This window comes from Escherichia sp. E14V7, from assembly GCF_004212225.1.
Classification (GTDB): domain Bacteria; phylum Pseudomonadota; class Gammaproteobacteria; order Enterobacterales; family Enterobacteriaceae; genus Escherichia.
Window position 1 is genome coordinate 16,196 of record NZ_RHJJ01000001.1, and the last position, 16,894, is coordinate 33,089.

Annotated in this window: 13 protein-coding genes; 7 read left to right on the forward strand and 6 right to left on the reverse strand. The window is 52.1% G+C overall.

Features of this window, described 5'->3' with window-relative positions:
• Positions 1-68: 68 nt before the first annotated feature.
• The 6 genes from accC to D9741_RS00115 all read right to left on the reverse strand — a co-directional run bounded on the left by accC (position 69) and on the right by D9741_RS00115 (position 5,783).
• On the reverse strand, positions 69-1,418 hold the full coding sequence (accC, locus tag D9741_RS00090; RefSeq protein WP_000884639.1) for an acetyl-CoA carboxylase biotin carboxylase subunit: 1,350 nt from the start codon (positions 1,416-1,418) through the stop codon (positions 69-71).
• Between the two features lie 10 nt (positions 1,419-1,428).
• Positions 1,429-1,899 (reverse strand): acetyl-CoA carboxylase biotin carboxyl carrier protein, encoded by a 471-nt coding sequence (accB, locus tag D9741_RS00095; RefSeq protein WP_000354618.1) that lies wholly within the window; start codon positions 1,897-1,899, stop codon positions 1,429-1,431.
• A 395-nt stretch (positions 1,900-2,294) separates the two neighbouring features.
• Entirely contained in the window at positions 2,295-2,894 is a 600-nt protein-coding gene (gene msrQ / locus D9741_RS00100; RefSeq protein WP_130219150.1) for a protein-methionine-sulfoxide reductase heme-binding subunit MsrQ, read from the reverse strand.
• Entirely contained in the window at positions 2,895-3,896 is a 1,002-nt protein-coding gene (msrP, locus tag D9741_RS00105) for a protein-methionine-sulfoxide reductase catalytic subunit MsrP (RefSeq protein ID WP_130219152.1), read from the reverse strand.
• 44 nt (positions 3,897-3,940) lie between these two features.
• The gene (locus D9741_RS00110) at positions 3,941-4,771 is read right to left on the reverse strand and encodes a hypothetical protein (protein ID WP_130219154.1); all 831 of its coding nucleotides are present in this window, start codon (positions 4,769-4,771) and stop codon (positions 3,941-3,943) included.
• A 34-nt stretch (positions 4,772-4,805) separates the two neighbouring features.
• The gene (locus tag D9741_RS00115) at positions 4,806-5,783 is read right to left on the reverse strand and encodes an oxidoreductase (RefSeq protein WP_130219156.1); all 978 of its coding nucleotides are present in this window, start codon (positions 5,781-5,783) and stop codon (positions 4,806-4,808) included.
• A gap of 151 nt (positions 5,784-5,934) precedes the next feature.
• Here D9741_RS00115 and csrD point away from each other — a divergent pair, with 151 nt between their 5' ends.
• The 7 genes from csrD (at position 5,935) to yhdP (ending at position 16,779) form a co-directional block, all read left to right on the forward strand.
• Positions 5,935-7,875: an RNase E specificity factor CsrD gene (csrD, locus tag D9741_RS00120; protein ID WP_130219158.1), complete on the forward strand. Its 1,941-nt coding sequence runs from the start codon at positions 5,935-5,937 to the stop codon at positions 7,873-7,875.
• Between the two features lie 305 nt (positions 7,876-8,180).
• Positions 8,181-9,224, forward strand: a complete 1,044-nt coding sequence (gene mreB / locus D9741_RS00125) for a rod shape-determining protein MreB (protein ID WP_000913396.1) — start codon at positions 8,181-8,183, stop codon at positions 9,222-9,224.
• Positions 9,225-9,289: 65 nt separating this feature from the next.
• A complete protein-coding gene (gene mreC, locus D9741_RS00130) occupies positions 9,290-10,360 on the forward strand; it encodes a rod shape-determining protein MreC (RefSeq protein WP_130219160.1) in 1,071 nt (356 codons plus the stop codon).
• Entirely contained in the window at positions 10,360-10,848 is a 489-nt protein-coding gene (gene mreD, locus D9741_RS00135) for a rod shape-determining protein MreD (RefSeq protein WP_130204518.1), read from the forward strand. The genes mreC and mreD overlap by 1 nt, the downstream gene beginning before the upstream one ends.
• 11 nt (positions 10,849-10,859) lie before the next feature.
• The gene (gene yhdE / locus D9741_RS00140) at positions 10,860-11,453 is read left to right on the forward strand and encodes a nucleoside triphosphate pyrophosphatase YhdE (RefSeq protein WP_130219162.1); all 594 of its coding nucleotides are present in this window, start codon (positions 10,860-10,862) and stop codon (positions 11,451-11,453) included.
• On the forward strand, positions 11,443-12,912 hold the full coding sequence (gene rng, locus D9741_RS00145) for a ribonuclease G (protein ID WP_064529486.1): 1,470 nt from the start codon (positions 11,443-11,445) through the stop codon (positions 12,910-12,912). The genes yhdE and rng overlap by 11 nt, the downstream gene beginning before the upstream one ends.
• Before the next feature lie 66 nt (positions 12,913-12,978).
• A complete protein-coding gene (gene yhdP / locus D9741_RS00150; RefSeq protein ID WP_130219164.1) occupies positions 12,979-16,779 on the forward strand; it encodes an AsmA2 domain-containing protein YhdP in 3,801 nt (1,266 codons plus the stop codon).
• Positions 16,780-16,894 lie beyond the last annotated feature (115 nt).

The window sequence follows — 16,894 nt, forward strand, 5'->3', positions numbered from 1 at the left end:
TATGGGGGTTGTCGATCCCCAGAAATAAAAAAGGCCGGAAATTCCGGCCTTTTGACGCTTTTGCTGTCTTATTTTTCCTGAAGACCGAGTTTTTTCTCCAGATAGTGGATGTTAGTTCCACCATGCTGGAAGTTCTCGTCGTTCATGATACGGATCTGCAGATCAACGTTGGTTTTGATACCGTCGATGATCAGCTCCTGCAACGCATTCTTCATGCGTGCAATTGCCACGTCACGGTTTTCACCGTAGCAAATCAGCTTACCGATCATTGAGTCATAGTACGGCGGCACGGTGTAGCCCGCGTAGATATGAGACTCCCAACGCACGCCAAAACCGCCTGGCGCGTGGAAACGGGTGATTTTGCCCGGGCTTGGCAAGAAGGTATTCGGATCTTCGGCGTTGATACGGCATTCTACCGCATGACCGCGAACGTGAACTTCTTCTTGCTTGATAGACAGCGGCTGACCGGCAGCGATACGCAGCTGTTCTTTGATCAGGTCAACGCCGGTGATCATTTCGGTAACCGGATGTTCTACCTGAATACGGGTGTTCATTTCGATGAAATAGAACTCGCCGTTTTCGAACAGGAACTCGAATGTACCTGCACCGCGATAGCCGATATCAACACACGCTTTAGCGCAACGTTCGCCGATATAGCGACGCAGTTCCGGGGTAATGCCCGGTGCTGGTGCTTCTTCGACCACTTTCTGATGACGACGCTGCATGGAGCAGTCACGTTCCGCCAGATAGATAGCGTTGCCCTGACCGTCAGCCAGCACCTGAATCTCGACGTGGCGAGGATTTTCCAGGTATTTCTCCATGTAAACCATATCGTTGCTGAAAGCAGCTTTCGCTTCCGCACGGGTCATGGAGATGGATTGTGCCAGTTCAGCGTCGCCGCGCACTACACGCATACCGCGACCGCCGCCGCCGCCAGAGGCTTTGATAATTACCGGATAACCAATGCGTTTAGCAATGGCGCGGTTTTTATCCATATCATCGCCCAGCGGGCCGTCAGAACCTGGTACGCAAGGAACGCCCGCTTTTTTCATCGCGGCGATTGCGGATACTTTGTCGCCCATCAGGCGAATGGTTTCTGCTTTCGGGCCGATGAAGATAAAGCCGGAGCGTTCAACCTGCTCGGCAAAATTGGCGTTCTCGGAGAGGAAGCCGTAACCCGGATGGATTGCTACTGCGCCGGTGATTTCAGCGGCGCTGATGATTGCCGGGATGTTCAGATAACTTTTTACTGACGGAGCAGGGCCGATACAGACCGTTTCATCTGCCAGTAATACGTGTTTTAGATCGCGATCCGCGCTGGAGTGCACAGCGACAGTCTTGATGCCCAGTTCTTTACAGGCACGAAGAATACGCAATGCAATCTCGCCGCGGTTGGCAATAACAATTTTATCCAGCATGTTCGCCTCGTTACTCGATGACGACCAGCGGCTCGTCAAATTCTACCGGTTGTCCACTTTCGACCAGAATTGCTTTCACAGTACCGGATTTGTCTGCTTCGATCTGGTTCATCATTTTCATGGCTTCAACGATGCACAGGGTATCGCCCACGTTCACTTTCTGACCCACTTCGATGAACGCTTTCGCGTCCGGGCTTGGGGTGCGGTAGAAAGTACCAACCATCGGGGAACGTACGATGTGACCACTGATTTCCGCTGCTGCTGGCGCTTCCATAGAAGGAACGGTCGCCGGAGCGGCTGCGTTAGATTGAGCTGGCTGCTGCATCATTGGTGCAGCGTAAGCTTGTTGCATCATCGGGAAACTTGCGGCAGGTGCTGCACGGCTGATGCGTACTGACTCTTCGCCTTCAGAAATTTCCAGTTCAGAGATGCCTGATTCTTCAACCAGCTCGATCAGTTTTTTAATCTTACGAATATCCATGAGTGGGTTCCGTACTCTTTGTTTAGTGTGATTGTGACAGGCGTTTCACCGCCGTCTGTAAAGCGTATGCCCCGACAGCTGTATGCATAGCGGTAAATTCCAGCAGGCCGGGACGCCGGTCTATTTTGCCCCAGAGTGTCAATGTGAGACTTGACGGACATTGTGCAGCGATCTGCTGCTATCCTCCGGCAAAAAACAAAATATACCTTCGTTGCGCCATTGTCACCTTTTCAGCAGCTTAAAAGCTGCCTCAGGGAGAACGAGGTCGCACATTATAACGATTTCGTAGCAAATGGCAGCTAAATACTGGTCTTATCAGGGAAGATAATCAACAGCTAACATGTAAATAACTTTCAACGTCGCGTAATTTGCAATAAGCCGCACAGTTCACGAAATTAGCGCCACCATTGACGGAACTTCTTATAACGTAAGGCTAAAAGCAGTAATGCCAGCCCGGCGTAGATGATCGGCTGCGGTGAGATAACCTTCACTGACCACAGATAATGTATGGGGGCCAGGATCGCGACAAGATAGACGAAGTTATGTAACTGTTGCCAGTGTTTGCCTAGTTTTCGCTGCATCGCTCGTGTAGACGTGAATGCTAAAGCAAGCAAAATCAACCAACTGATAATACCCAGAGTTAAATAAGGTCGGGTGATTAATTCCTGACCGAATAACGCCAGGTTGTTCACGCCAAGTTCCAGCAATGCATAACTGGTTAAGTGCAGCGTCGCCCAGGCGAAACACCATAAACCTAACAGGCGGCGGGTGCGTATCAATAATGGCTGCTTAGCGTAGCGCGCCAGCGGGGTAATTAACAACGTCGCCAATAAAAATTTCAGCGCAGTCCGACCGGTAAAATGCTGAATATCTTTCACCGGGTCGGCACTTAGCCCGCCATGATTGATTGCCCAAACCAGCCAGACAAACGGCAAAAATCCGGCAAGATGCAGGCAAAATTTCAGCCAGGTAACCTGTTTTGCAGTCAAACGCACTTAGAAGTTCTCCCGTAGATCCAGTCCGCGATAAAGTGACGCGACTTCATCGGCGTAGCCGTTAAATAGTAGTGTCGGTTGGCGTTGCACATCCAGGATGCCGCCTGAACCGATAAATCGCTCAGTGGCCTGCGACCAGCGAGGGTGATCAACATGCGGATTAACGTTGGCGTAAAAGCCGTATTCGTTGGGGGCCGAAAGATTCCAGGTGGTTGGTGGGCGTTCTCGGGTCAGCTTAATGCTCACTATCGACTTGATGCCTTTAAAGCCATATTTCCATGGCACAATCAGGCGTATCGGCGCGCCATTTTGCGGCGGTAGCGCCTTGCCGTAGACGCCGACTGTCATCAGCGTGAGCGGATGCATTGCTTCGTCGAGACGTAATCCTTCTACATAGGGATATTTCAGACCGCCGCCGATAAACCTGTCCTGCTGGCCGGGCATTTGTTCCGGTGCATAAATTGTTTCGAAAGCGACGTACTTCGCGTTGCTGGTCGGCTCTGCCAGCGCCAGCAGTTTATGCAGCGGAAAACCAATCCACGGCACCACCATCGACCACGCTTCCACGCAGCGCATCCGGTAAATCCGCTCTTCTAACGGGAATCGACGGGTTAGCGCATCGTGGTCGAGGGTTAACGGTTTACTGACTTCACCACTGATTTTCAACGTCCACGGATCGGTTTTCAGGCTGCCAGCATTCGCGGCGGGATCGGCTTTATCCAGCCCAAATTCATAGAAATTGTTGTAGCCGGAAACTTTATCTTCCGGCGTCAGTGGCAGGTTATTTTGCCAGGCAGCAGGCTTGCTGAACTCCAGGGGTTTTCCGGCAGGCGCGGGCGGGCGATCGTTCCCTTTGAACCAGCCAAGCAAATCCGCGTGGGCGGCAATTGGTAAAGAGAGGGCGGCGGCGCTGATGCCTAATGCTTTCAGGATCTGGCGCCGTTGCATAAAAAAAGCCGATTCGGCAGTAATGTCTGCGTCGGTGTATTTGCGGTTTATGATTGCATCCTCCAGCTAGCTTTTTTTAAGCATGGTGGAGGCAGGCATTAATGCAAGGTTTCTTCCCAGCGAAAGAATTGACCGTTCCGACGAGTAAATATCTGCGTTGTCAGAGAATGCTCATCTTCGCGATAGAGTTGTTCAGTTATCTGACGCAATGCAGTGATATTCGACGACTCGTCTGCATGGGTAAAAAATAACTTCCCGCGGGAAGGAATCGTCACCAAAAGTTCGCCACATGCAGGATCGGGGTTTTGTGCCCAAAGATCATCAAGTAACAGCAGGCTGGATTCATAGGTTCCCCCAGCCGAGAGAGCCACAACCTTACCGCCAATAGCTTCCTCATCCAGCATTTCAGCACTAATTTCAGGCAGTATTTGCATGAGATTACTGATAGCTTCGCTGCGGTCAATTGTGACTTCATGACGCATCAGGAAGCGCATGGTTTCGCTACTATCTTCAGCAAAGAGGATAATTAACTCATCATTAAATGCTTCCCAGGCAAAATCCAGAGAGGCGTTGAGGATTTCTGGATCTGACTCATACTGGCTAAGCTGTTGGCGAACGGTATCCAGCCAGGCTTTTTCTTTGATAACCGGGATGACGCATGGTCCTGACGGTAATGTTTCTACAAGCTGTTTGAGCATATCCTCCGCCACCTTTTCGAGAGGATCGGGTGCTGCCAGATAGCGTTTATAGGCCTCGTCAAGCGTGATTTCCAGCGTTTGGTTGCCAGTATCAATACGCATCAATTTATGGTTAGTTGAAATCATGACTTTCCAGTGCGGATAGCGATTCAACACTTCATGACCAAGATGTTCAACGAATGCCGTCCTGCTAACGGCTTTTCCTGTTAACCGGTTGAAAAACGATTTCAAAATGAGTTCCCTCTCAAAGGATCCTGTGTTGATTTTATTTGCTGATTTTTACCAGCGTACGGCCCTGGATCTGATTGTTAATAATGGCCTCGGCAAATTTAGGTGCATCAGACAGTGAAATCTCTTTTGCTGCCTGGGTATAGAATAATTCCGGTAAATCGGCAACCAGACGCTGCCAGGCTTGCGCACGGCGTGCTGGTGGTGTCATCACTGAATCCACCCCTTGCAAACGGACATTACGCAAAATAAATGGCATGACCGTGGTTGGCAGAGTAAAACCACCCGCCAGACCACAGGCCGCCACGCAGCCGCCGTAATTCATTTGCGCCAGCACTTTCGCCAGCACTTTGTCGCCGACAGTGTCAATCGCCCCGGCCCAAAGCTGTTTTTCCAGTGGACGGGATTCAGCAAATTCATCACGTGGCAGAATTCGGCTGGCACCTAAACTTTTCAGATATTCATGGGTACTTTCGCGACCGGAAACAGCAACCACCTGATAACCTAACTTATGCAACAGCGCCACGGCAGCACTACCAACGCCGCCGCTGGCGCCCGTTACCACAATCTCGCCATCTTGTGGACGAATACCGGCATCTTCCAGGGCCAGCACGCACAGCATGGCGGTAAACCCAGCAGTACCAATAATCATCGCTTTACGCGCGTCCAGACCTTGCGGCATGGCAACCAACCAGTCACCTTTCACACGCGCTTGTTCTGCCAGTCCGCCCCAATGATTTTCACCAACTCCCCAGCCCGTGAGTAACACTTCTTGACCAGTATGAAAACGAGGATCTTCACTGGCGCGTACGGTTCCGGCGAAGTCGATACCAGGAATCATCGGAAAATTGCGGATTATTTTTCCTTTACCGGTTATTGCCAGCGCATCTTTATAATTCAGGCTCGACCAGTGGACATCGACCGTCACATCGCCTTCCGGCAGGCGACTTGCGTCCAGAGTCTGTACAGATGCGAGGGTTTTACCGTCCTGCTGTTCTAAAAGTAACGCCTGCATAAGAAGTCCTCATGTGCATGATGGATTGGAAAATAATTTCTGAAGACTATACTCGCTAATTGAAAAGCAAAGTCGATGAAGCGCAATAAATTGCGAGATAAATCTGATTTGCTAGTATGCCCGCTTCCTCACTATCGGAGTTAACACAAGGATGAGATTAACGACGAAATTTTCGGCCTTTGTCACGCTGCTCACCGGGTTAACGATCTTTGTGACTCTGATGGGCTGCTCGTTAAGTTTCTATAACGCGATTCAGTATAAGTTTAGCCATCGCGTTCAGGCGGTGGCGACGGCGATCGATACGCATCTGGTGTCGTCTGATTTCAGCTCGCTGAGGCCACAAATCAGTGAACTGATGATGTCAGCAGATATCGTTCGCGTGGACCTGTTACACAATAACAAACAGGTTTATACCCTTTCCCGCCAGGGGAGTTACCGCCCTGTTGGCACCAGCGATCTGTTTCGCGAACTGACCGTTCCGTTAGTTAAACATCCAGGAATGTCGCTACATCTGGTTTATCAGGACCCGATGGGAAACTATTTTCACTCGCTGATGACCACCGCGCCGCTCACTGGGGCAATTGGTTTTATCATTATTATGCTCTTCCTTGCAGTACGCTGGTTGCAACGGCAACTTGCCGGGCAAGAACTACTGGAAACTCGCTCGGCGCGTATCTTAAACGGGGAGCGTGGGCCGAATGTGCTTGGCTCCATCTATGAATGGCCGCCAGGGACCAGCAGTGCGCTGGATATGCTGCTTTCAGAAATTCAGAATGCGCGTGAACAGCACAGCCGTCTTGATACGCTGATTCGCTCTTACGCCGCGCAGGACATCAAAACCGGCCTCAATAACCGTCTCTTTTTCGACAACCAGTTGGCTACATTACTGGAAGATCAAGAGAAGGTAGGGACTCACGGGATCGTGATGATGATCCGTCTACCTGATTTCAATATGTTGAGCGACACGTGGGGACACAGCCAGGCCGAAGAACAGCTCTTCACTCTGACGAATCTGCTGTCGACATTTATGATGCGCTATCCAGGCGCACTGCTGGCGCGCTATCACCGTAGCGATTTTGCCGCGCTGTTGCCGCATCGGACTTTAAAAGAGGCGGAGAGCATTGCCGGGCAGTTGATCAAAGCGGTTGATACCTTACCGAGCAATAAAATGCTCGATCGTGAAGATATGATCCATATCGGCATCTGCGCCTGGCGTAGCGGCCAGGAAACAGAACAAGTGATGGACCATGCCGAATCCGCCACGCGTAATGCGGGATTACAGGGTGGTAATAGCTGGGCGATTTACGATGACTCATTACCAGAAAAAGGGCGCGGCAACGTTCGCTGGCGTACGCTAATCGAACAAATGTTGAGTCGTGGTGGGCCCAGGCTTTATCAAAAACCTGCGGTCACCCGGGAGGGGCAGGTTCATCATCGCGAAATTATGTGCCGCATCTATGATGGTAATGAAGAGGTAAGCTCGGCGGAATATATGCCGATGGTGTTGCAGTTTGGTTTATCGGAAGAGTATGACCGCCTGCAAATCAGTCGTCTCATCCCGCTGTTACGCTATTGGCCGCAAGAAAATCTGGCGATTCAGGTGACCGTTGAGTCGTTGATCCGCCCGCGTTTCCAGCGTTGGCTGCGCGATACGTTGATGCAGTGTGAAAAATCGCAACGAAAACGCATAATTATTGAACTTGCAGAGGCTGATGTTGGTCAACATATCGGTCGCTTGCAACCTGTCATTCGTTTGGTGAATGCTTTAGGGGTTCGAGTTGCCGTTAACCAGGCTGGATTGACGCTGGTAAGTACCAGTTGGATCAAAGAACTTAATGTCGAATTACTCAAGCTTCATCCGGGGCTGGTAAGAAATATTGAGAAGCGAACGGAAAACCAATTGTTGGTTCAGAGCATGGTAGAAGCCTGTTCCGGGACCAACACCCAGGTTTACGCGACTGGCGTACGTTCGCGAAGCGAGTGGCAGACCCTGATTCAGCGCGGGGTTTTGGGTGGCCAGGGGGATTTTTTCGCGTCCTCACAGCCACTTGATACTAACGTGAAAAAATATTCACAAAGATACTCGGTTTAACCTGCCGTTTGATCCGTTTTCACGTAGAATAACGCGCGCTGCGTTTCGTGGGAGTGTGCTTATCTGCTCGCCAGATTGTTGCAGCACATATGCAGATGAATGACCTTACGCAGTTGCAAACAGGCGAGGAATGCTGTTGACGCATTTAGCCTTATCTGGACTCAGGCAGAGATTTGTAACAAAGGAAACGAACTGCACTAATTTTCACCGTAGCAGATGATTTTTGCGCCTTGTCGCTGCTGCGTGTGGTTGGTAAAGTAAGCGGATTTTCTTTTCCGCCCCAGCTTTCAGGATTATCCCTTAGTATGTTGAAAAAATTTCGTGGCATGTTTTCCAATGACTTGTCCATTGACTTGGGTACTGCGAATACCCTCATTTATGTAAAAGGACAAGGCATCGTATTGAATGAGCCTTCCGTTGTGGCCATTCGTCAGGATCGTGCCGGTTCACCAAAAAGCGTGGCTGCAGTTGGTCATGACGCGAAGCAGATGCTGGGCCGTACGCCGGGCAATATTGCTGCTATTCGCCCAATGAAAGATGGCGTAATCGCTGACTTCTTCGTGACTGAAAAAATGCTCCAGCACTTCATTAAGCAAGTGCACAGCAACAGCTTTATGCGCCCAAGCCCGCGCGTTCTGGTCTGTGTGCCGGTTGGCGCAACCCAGGTTGAACGCCGCGCAATTCGTGAATCCGCGCAGGGCGCTGGCGCCCGTGAAGTGTTCCTGATTGAAGAGCCGATGGCCGCGGCAATTGGCGCCGGTCTGCCGGTTTCTGAAGCGACCGGTTCCATGGTGGTTGATATCGGCGGTGGTACTACTGAAGTTGCCGTAATCTCGCTGAATGGCGTGGTTTACTCCTCTTCTGTACGCATCGGCGGTGACCGCTTCGACGAAGCCATTATCAACTATGTTCGTCGTAACTACGGTTCCTTGATCGGTGAAGCGACAGCAGAGCGTATTAAACACGAAATCGGTTCGGCTTATCCGGGCGATGAAGTGCGTGAAATTGAAGTTCGTGGTCGTAACCTGGCTGAAGGCGTTCCACGCGGCTTTACGCTGAACTCCAACGAAATCCTCGAAGCGCTACAAGAGCCGCTGACCGGCATCGTTAGCGCAGTGATGGTTGCGCTGGAACAGTGTCCGCCGGAACTGGCTTCCGACATCTCTGAGCGCGGAATGGTGCTCACTGGCGGTGGCGCATTGCTGCGTAACCTTGACCGTTTATTAATGGAAGAAACCGGCATTCCAGTCGTTGTTGCTGAAGATCCGCTGACCTGTGTGGCGCGCGGTGGCGGCAAGGCGCTGGAAATGATCGACATGCACGGCGGCGACCTGTTCAGCGAAGAGTAATCGGATGCAGGCAGGGGAAGCGTTTGTTTATCCTGCCTGGTCTGATACGAGAATACGCATAACTTATGAAGCCAATTTTTAGCCGTGGCCCGTCGCTACAGATTCGCCTTATTCTGGCGGTGCTGGTGGCGCTCGGCATTATTATTGCCGACAGCCGCCTGGGGACTTTCAGTCAAATCCGTACCTATATGGATACCGCTGTCAGTCCTTTCTACTTTATTTCCAATGCTCCTCGTGAATTGCTGGATGGCGTATCGCAGACGCTGGCCTCGCGTGACCAACTAGAACTTGAAAACCGGGCGTTACGTCAGGAGTTGCTGCTGAAAAACAGCGATCTGCTGATGTTGGGACAATATAAACAGGAGAACGCGCGCTTGCGTGAGCTTCTGGGTTCTCCGCTGCGTCAGGACGAGCAGAAGATGGTGACCCAGGTTATCTCTACTGTTAACGATCCGTACAGCGATCAGGTTGTTATTGACAAAGGCAGTGTTAACGGAGTTTACGAAGGCCAGCCAGTCATTAGCGATAAAGGTGTGGTCGGCCAGGTGGTGGCGGTCGCGAAACTGACCAGCCGCGTACTGCTGATCTGCGACGCGACCCATGCGCTGCCGATTCAGGTGCTGCGTAATGATATCCGCGTTATCGCGGCGGGTAATGGCTGTACTGATGATTTACAGCTTGAGCACCTGCCAGCGAATACTGATATTCGTGTTGGTGATGTATTGGTGACTTCAGGTCTGGGCGGTCGTTTCCCGGAAGGTTATCCGGTGGCGGTTGTCTCTTCCGTGAAACTCGATACCCAGCGCGCATATACCGTGATTCAGGCGCGTCCGACTGCGGGACTGCAACGTTTACGTTATCTGCTTCTGTTGTGGGGGGCGGATCGTAACGGGGCCAACCCGATGACGCCGGAAGAGGTGCATCGCGTTGCTAATGAACGCCTGATGCAAATGATGCCGCAGGTGTTGCCTTCGCCAGATGCAATGGGGCCAAAACTGCCTGAACCGGCAACGGGAATTACCCAGCCAAGCCCGCAGCAACCTGCAACAGGTACTGCCGCTGACCGCTCTTCACAAAGGGCTACGCCGCCGCAGAGTGGTACTCAACCACCTGCGCGTACGCCAGGAGGGCAATAGTGGCGAGCTATCGTAGCCAGGGACGCTGGGTTATCTGGCTCTCTTTCCTCATTGCGTTATTACTGCAAATTATGCCCTGGCCGGATAATCTTATCGTTTTCCGGCCTAACTGGGTTTTGCTCATCTTATTGTATTGGAGCCTCGCCTTGCCCCATCGCGTAAATGTGGGCACAGGTTTTGTGATGGGTGCCATACTGGATCTGATCAGTGGCTCCACGCTCGGTGTACGGGCGTTGTCGATGAGTATCATTGCTTATCTGGTCGCGCTGAAATTCCAGCTTTTCCGTAATCTGGCATTGTGGCAGCAGGCGCTGGTCGTCATGTTGCTTTCGTTGGTTGTGGATATTATTGTTTTCTGGGCAGAGTTTTTAGTGATCAACGTCTCTTTCAGACCGGAAGTGTTCTGGAGTAGTGTTGTCAATGGCGTGCTCTGGCCGTGGATTTTCATGCTGATGCGCAAAATTCGTCAGCAGTTTGCGGTGCAATAATAAAGGTTTCTATGACTTCTCTGTATTTAGCTTCCGGTTCTCCGCGTCGGCAGGAGTTACTTGCGCAACTTGGCGTTTCCTTCGAACGTATCGTTACGGGCATTGAGGAGCAACGCTTTCCGCAGGAGAGCGCGCAGCAATACGTTGTGCGTCTGGCGCGCGAGAAGGCTCAGGCGGGCGTCGCGCAAACGGCGCAGGATCTCCCTGTGTTGGGTGCGGATACCATTGTGATTCTGAACGGCGAAGTACTGGAGAAACCGCGTGATGCAGATCATGCGGCGCAGATGTTGCGCAAATTATCGGGACAGACTCATCAGGTAATGACGGCAGTGGCGTTGGCCGACAGTCAGCACATTCTCGATTGCCTGGTGGTCACCGATGTGACTTTCAGAACGTTAACAGATGAAGATATCGCGGGCTATGTCGCCAGCGGTGAACCGTTAGATAAAGCAGGTGCATACGGTATTCAGGGGCTTGGTGGTTGTTTTGTCAGGAAGATAAATGGCAGCTATCACGCCGTAGTCGGCTTACCGCTGGTTGAAACGTGTGAATTATTGAGTAATTTTAACGCACTGCGTGAGAAAAGGGATAAACATGACGGCTGAATTGTTGGTAAACGTAACGCCTTCGGAAACACGAGTGGCGTATATTGATGGCGGTATTCTGCAGGAAATTCATATTGAACGTGAGGCGCGACGCGGAATAGTAGGCAATATCTACAAGGGTCGTGTAAGTCGCGTACTTCCGGGTATGCAGGCGGCTTTTGTAGATATTGGGCTGGATAAAGCTGCGTTTCTACACGCTTCTGACATCATGCCGCACACCGAATGTGTGGCGGGTGAAGAACAAAAGCAGTTCACGGTGCGCGACATTTCGGAACTGGTCCGTCAGGGGCAAGATCTGATGGTACAGGTAGTGAAAGATCCTCTGGGTACTAAAGGCGCGCGCCTGACCACAGACATCACGCTGCCTTCCCGTTATCTGGTATTTATGCCAGGGGCGTCCCACGTTGGTGTTTCCCAACGCATCGAAAGTGAATCCGAACGTGATCGCCTGAAAAAAGTGGTCGCCGAGTATTGCGACGAGCAGGGCGGATTTATCATCCGTACCGCGGCAGAAGGCGTAGGCGAAGCTGAATTAGCCTCCGATGCCGCTTATCTGAAGCGTGTCTGGACCAAAGTCATGGAGCGTAAAAAGCGCCCACAGACGCGTTATCAACTGTACGGTGAACTGGCGCTGGCGCAGCGTGTGCTGCGTGATTTTGCCGATGCCGAGCTGGACCGCATTCGCGTTGACTCACGGCTGACTTACGAAGCATTACTTGAGTTCACCTCGGAATACATCCCCGAGATGACCAGCAAGCTGGAGCATTACACGGGGCGCCAGCCGATTTTCGATCTCTTTGACGTCGAAAACGAGATTCAGCGGGCGCTGGAACGCAAAGTTGAGTTGAAGTCTGGCGGTTATCTGATTATCGACCAGACCGAAGCGATGACCACCGTGGACATCAATACCGGGGCGTTTGTCGGTCATCGCAATCTGGACGACACTATCTTCAATACCAATATTGAGGCGACGCAGGCTATTGCTCGCCAGTTACGGTTGCGTAACCTGGGCGGAATTATCATTATTGATTTCATCGACATGAATAATGAAGATCACCGTCGTCGGGTACTGCATTCGCTGGAGCAGGCGTTGAGCAAAGACCGGGTGAAAACCAGCGTTAACGGCTTCTCTGCGCTGGGGCTGGTGGAAATGACGCGTAAACGCACCCGCGAAAGCATTGAACATGTATTGTGTAACGAATGCCCAACTTGCCACGGTCGCGGAACGGTGAAAACCGTGGAAACCGTGTGCTATGAAATCATGCGCGAGATTGTTCGCGTGCACCATGCTTACGACTCCGACCGTTTCCTGGTCTATGCTTCTCCGGCAGTTGCCGAGGCCTTGAAAGGCGAGGAGTCGCACTCGCTGGCGGAAGTGGAAATTTTTGTGGGTAAGCAGGTTAAAGTACAAATCGAACCGCTCTACAACCAGGAGCAGTTTGACGTCGTCATGATGTAAACAAATGCTGGGCCGCCATCCGGCAATGTTTTTTGAGTCACATTTTTAGCAGACAAGGAGTGACGGGTGAGGCGATTGCCGGGGATTTTACTGCTTACTGGAGCCGCGCTCGTTGTGATCGCTGCGCTGCTGGTCAGCGGCCTGCGTATTGCTTTGCCGCATCTTGATGCCTGGCGTCCAGAAATCCTCAATAAAATTGAATCCGCTACCGGCATGCCGGTAGAAGCCAGCCAGCTTTCCGCCAGCTGGCAGAATTTTGGCCCCACGCTTGAAGCGCGCGACATTCGCGCGGAGCTGAAAGATGGCGGTGAGTTTTCTGTCAAACGCGTCACTCTGGCGCTGGATGTCTGGCAGAGCCTGCTGCATATGCGCTGGCAGTTTCGCGATCTGACTTTCTGGCAACTGCGTTTCCGCACCAATACGCCCATCACCAGCGGTGGTGGTAATGATGGTCTGGAAGCCAGCCACATCAGCGACCTGTTTCTTCGTCAGTTTGATCACTTCGATCTCCGCGACAGCGAAGTCAGTTTCCTCACGCCATCCGGTCAGCGCGCCGAACTGGCGATCCCGCAACTCACCTGGCTTAACAATCCGCGTCGACACCGTGCGGAAGGCCAGGTAAGTCTCTCCAGCCTCACCGGGCAGCACGGCGTGATGCAAGTTCGCATGGATTTGCGTGATGACGAAGGGCTGTTAAGCAACGGTCGCGTCTGGCTACAGGCTGATGATATTGACCTGAAGCCGTGGCTGGGTAAATGGATGCAGGACAACATTGCGCTGGAAACGGCGCAGTTCTCCCTTGAAGGCTGGATGACGATCGACAAAGGCGATGTAACCGGCGGTGACGTCTGGCTGAAACAGGGCGGTGCCAGCTGGTTGGGCGAGAAGCAAACGCATTCACTGGCGGTAGATAATCTCACCGCACACATTACGCGTGAACATCCCGGCTGGCAGTTTTCTATTCCTGATACCCGCATCACGATGGATGGCAAACGCTGGCCGAGTGGGGCATTGACGCTGGCCTGGATACCGGAACAGGATGTTGGCGGCAAAGACAATAAACGCAGTGACGAACTGCGGATTCGCGCCAGCAATCTGGAACTGGCGGGGCTGGAAGGTATTCGTCCGCTGGCAGCAAAACTTTCACCTGCGCTGGGCGACATCTGGCGGTCTACGCAACCGAGCGGCAAGATCAACACCCTGGCGCTGGATATCCCGCTTCAGGCAGCAGACAAGACTCGCTTTCAGGCATCGTGGAGCGATCTGGCCTGGAAGCAATGGAAATTACTGCCGGGCGCGGAACATTTCTCCGGGACGCTTTCCGGTAGTGTAGAAAATGGTTTACTGACCGCGTCCATGAAACAGGCGAAAATGCCTTACGAAACAGTTTTCCGCGCACCGCTGGAAATTGCTGACGGTAAGGCGACCCTAAGCTGGCTGAATAACGACAAAGGTTTCCAGCTTGATGGCCGCAACATAGATGTTAAAGCCAAAGCCGTCCATGCACGCGGCGGTTTCCGCTACCTGCAACCGACTAATGATGAACCCTGGCTGGGCATTCTGGCTGGTATCAGTACCGATGATGGTTCACAAGCGTGGCGCTATTTCCCGGAAAACTTGATGGGGAAAGAGCTAGTCGATTACTTAAGTGGCGCAATTCAGGGTGGTGAAGCGGATAACGCGACGCTGGTTTATGGCGGCAATCCGCAACTCTTCCCCTATAAACACAACGAAGGTCAGTTTGAGGTGCTGGTGCCGCTGCGTAACGCGAAGTTTGCCTTCCAGCCGGACTGGCCAGCATTAACTAATCTCGATATTGAACTGGACTTCATAAACGACGGTTTATGGATGAAAACCGATGGCGTCAATCTGGGCGGCGTGCGCGCGAGTAATCTCACCGCAGTGATCCCTGACTACTCGAAAGAAAAATTGCTGATTGATGCTAACATTAAAGGTCCGGGCAAAGCGGTTGGTCCTTACTTTGATGAGACGCCGCTGAAAGACTCTCTGGGAGCAACCCTGCAAGAACTCCAGCTCGACGGCGATGTGAATGCTCGCTTACATCTCGATATCCCATTGAACGGCGAACTGGTTACAGCGAAAGGCGAAGTGACGCTGCGTAATAACAGTCTGTTTATCAAACCACTTGATAGCACACTGAAAAATTTGAGCGGTAAATTCAGCTTTATCAATGGCGATCTGCAAAGCGAACCACTGACAGCAAGCTGGTTTAATCAGCCACTGAACGTGGATTTTTCCACCAAAGAAGGGGCGAAAGCCTACCAGGTCGCGGTGAATCTCAACGGTAACTGGCAGCCAGCGAAAACTGACGTTCTGCCTGAAGCGGTGAATGAAGCGTTAAGCGGCAGCGTGGCGTGGAATGGTAAAGTGGGCATTGAGCTGCCTTATCATGCTGGCGCAACGTATAACGTAGAACTGAACGGTGATCTGAAGAATGTGAGTAGTCACTTACCATCGCCGTTAGCCAAACCTGCTGGCGAACCGCTGCCGGTTAATATTAAGGTCGATGGTAGCCTCAATAGCTTTGAATTAACCGGACAGGCTGGCGCGGATAACCATTTCAACAGCCGCTGGTTGCTCGGTCAAAAGCTGACGCTCGATCGCGCTATTTGGGCGGCAGACAGTAAAACGCTTCCGCCGTTACCGGAACAAAGCGGTGTTGAGTTAAATATGCCACCGATGGATGGTGCCGAGTGGCTGGCGCTTTTCCAGAAAGGCGCGACGGATAAAGTCGGTAGTGCGGTGAGTTTTCCCCAGCACATTACGTTGCGTACGCCAGCGTTGTCGTTGGGAAATCAGCTATGGAATAACCTGAGTATTGTTTCGCAACCGATGGCAAATGGCACTCAGGTCGAGGCGCAAGGACGTGAAATCAACGCTACGCTGGCAATGCGCAATAACGCGCCGTGGCTGGCGACGATTAAATATCTCTATTACAACCCCAGCGTGGCGAAAACCAGTGGTGACTCCACGCCGTCGTCACCTTTCCCAACTACGGCGCGCATTAGCTTCCGTGGTTGGCCGGATGCGCAAATACGTTGCGCAGAATGCTGGTTCTGGGGGCAAAAATTCGGTCGCATCGACAGCGATATCACCATTTCTGGCGATACGTTAACGCTGGCTAATGGACTGATTGATACCGGTTTCTCGCGGCTTACTGCCGAGGGTGAATGGGTTAACAATCCGGGGAATGAACGTACCTCGCTGAAAGGAAAATTACGCGGGCAGAAAATTGATGCCGCTGCTGAATTTTTTGGTGTCACGACGCCAATACGCCAGTCGTCATTTAATGTGGATTACGATTTACACTGGCGGAAAGCGCCGTGGCAGCCGGATGAGGCAACGTTGAATGGCATCATCCATACTCAACTGGGCAAAGGTGAAATTACCGACATCAGCACCGGACATGCCGGGCAATTGCTGCGCTTATTGAGCGTCGATGCTCTGATGCGAAAGCTGCGCTTTGATTTCAGGGATACCTTTGGCGAAGGTTTCTATTTTGACTCCATTCGCAGCACGGCGTGGATTAAAGACGGTGTTATGCACACTGATGACACGCTGGTGGATGGCCTGGAAGCGGATATCGCCATGAAAGGGTCGGTAAATCTGGTACGCCGCGATCTGAATATGGAGGCGGTTGTCGCACCAGAAATTTCCGCGACGGTGGGTGTGGCTGCGGCCTTTGCGGTTAATCCCATTGTCGGTGCGGCGGTGTTTGCTGCCAGTAAAGTGCTGGGGCCGCTGTGGAGCAAAGTCTCCATTTTGCGCTACCACATTTCTGGTCCGCTGGACGCTCCGCAAATCAACGAAGTATTGCGCCAACCGCGTAAAGAAAAAGCGCAATGATTTGACGATGGCGCGTAATTGCCCCAATCTCATTAGATAATCGTTGCCAAAGGCCAACGAGCCGGAACATAACCGTAGGCCGGATAAGGCGTTCACGCCGCATCCGACAGCCGTT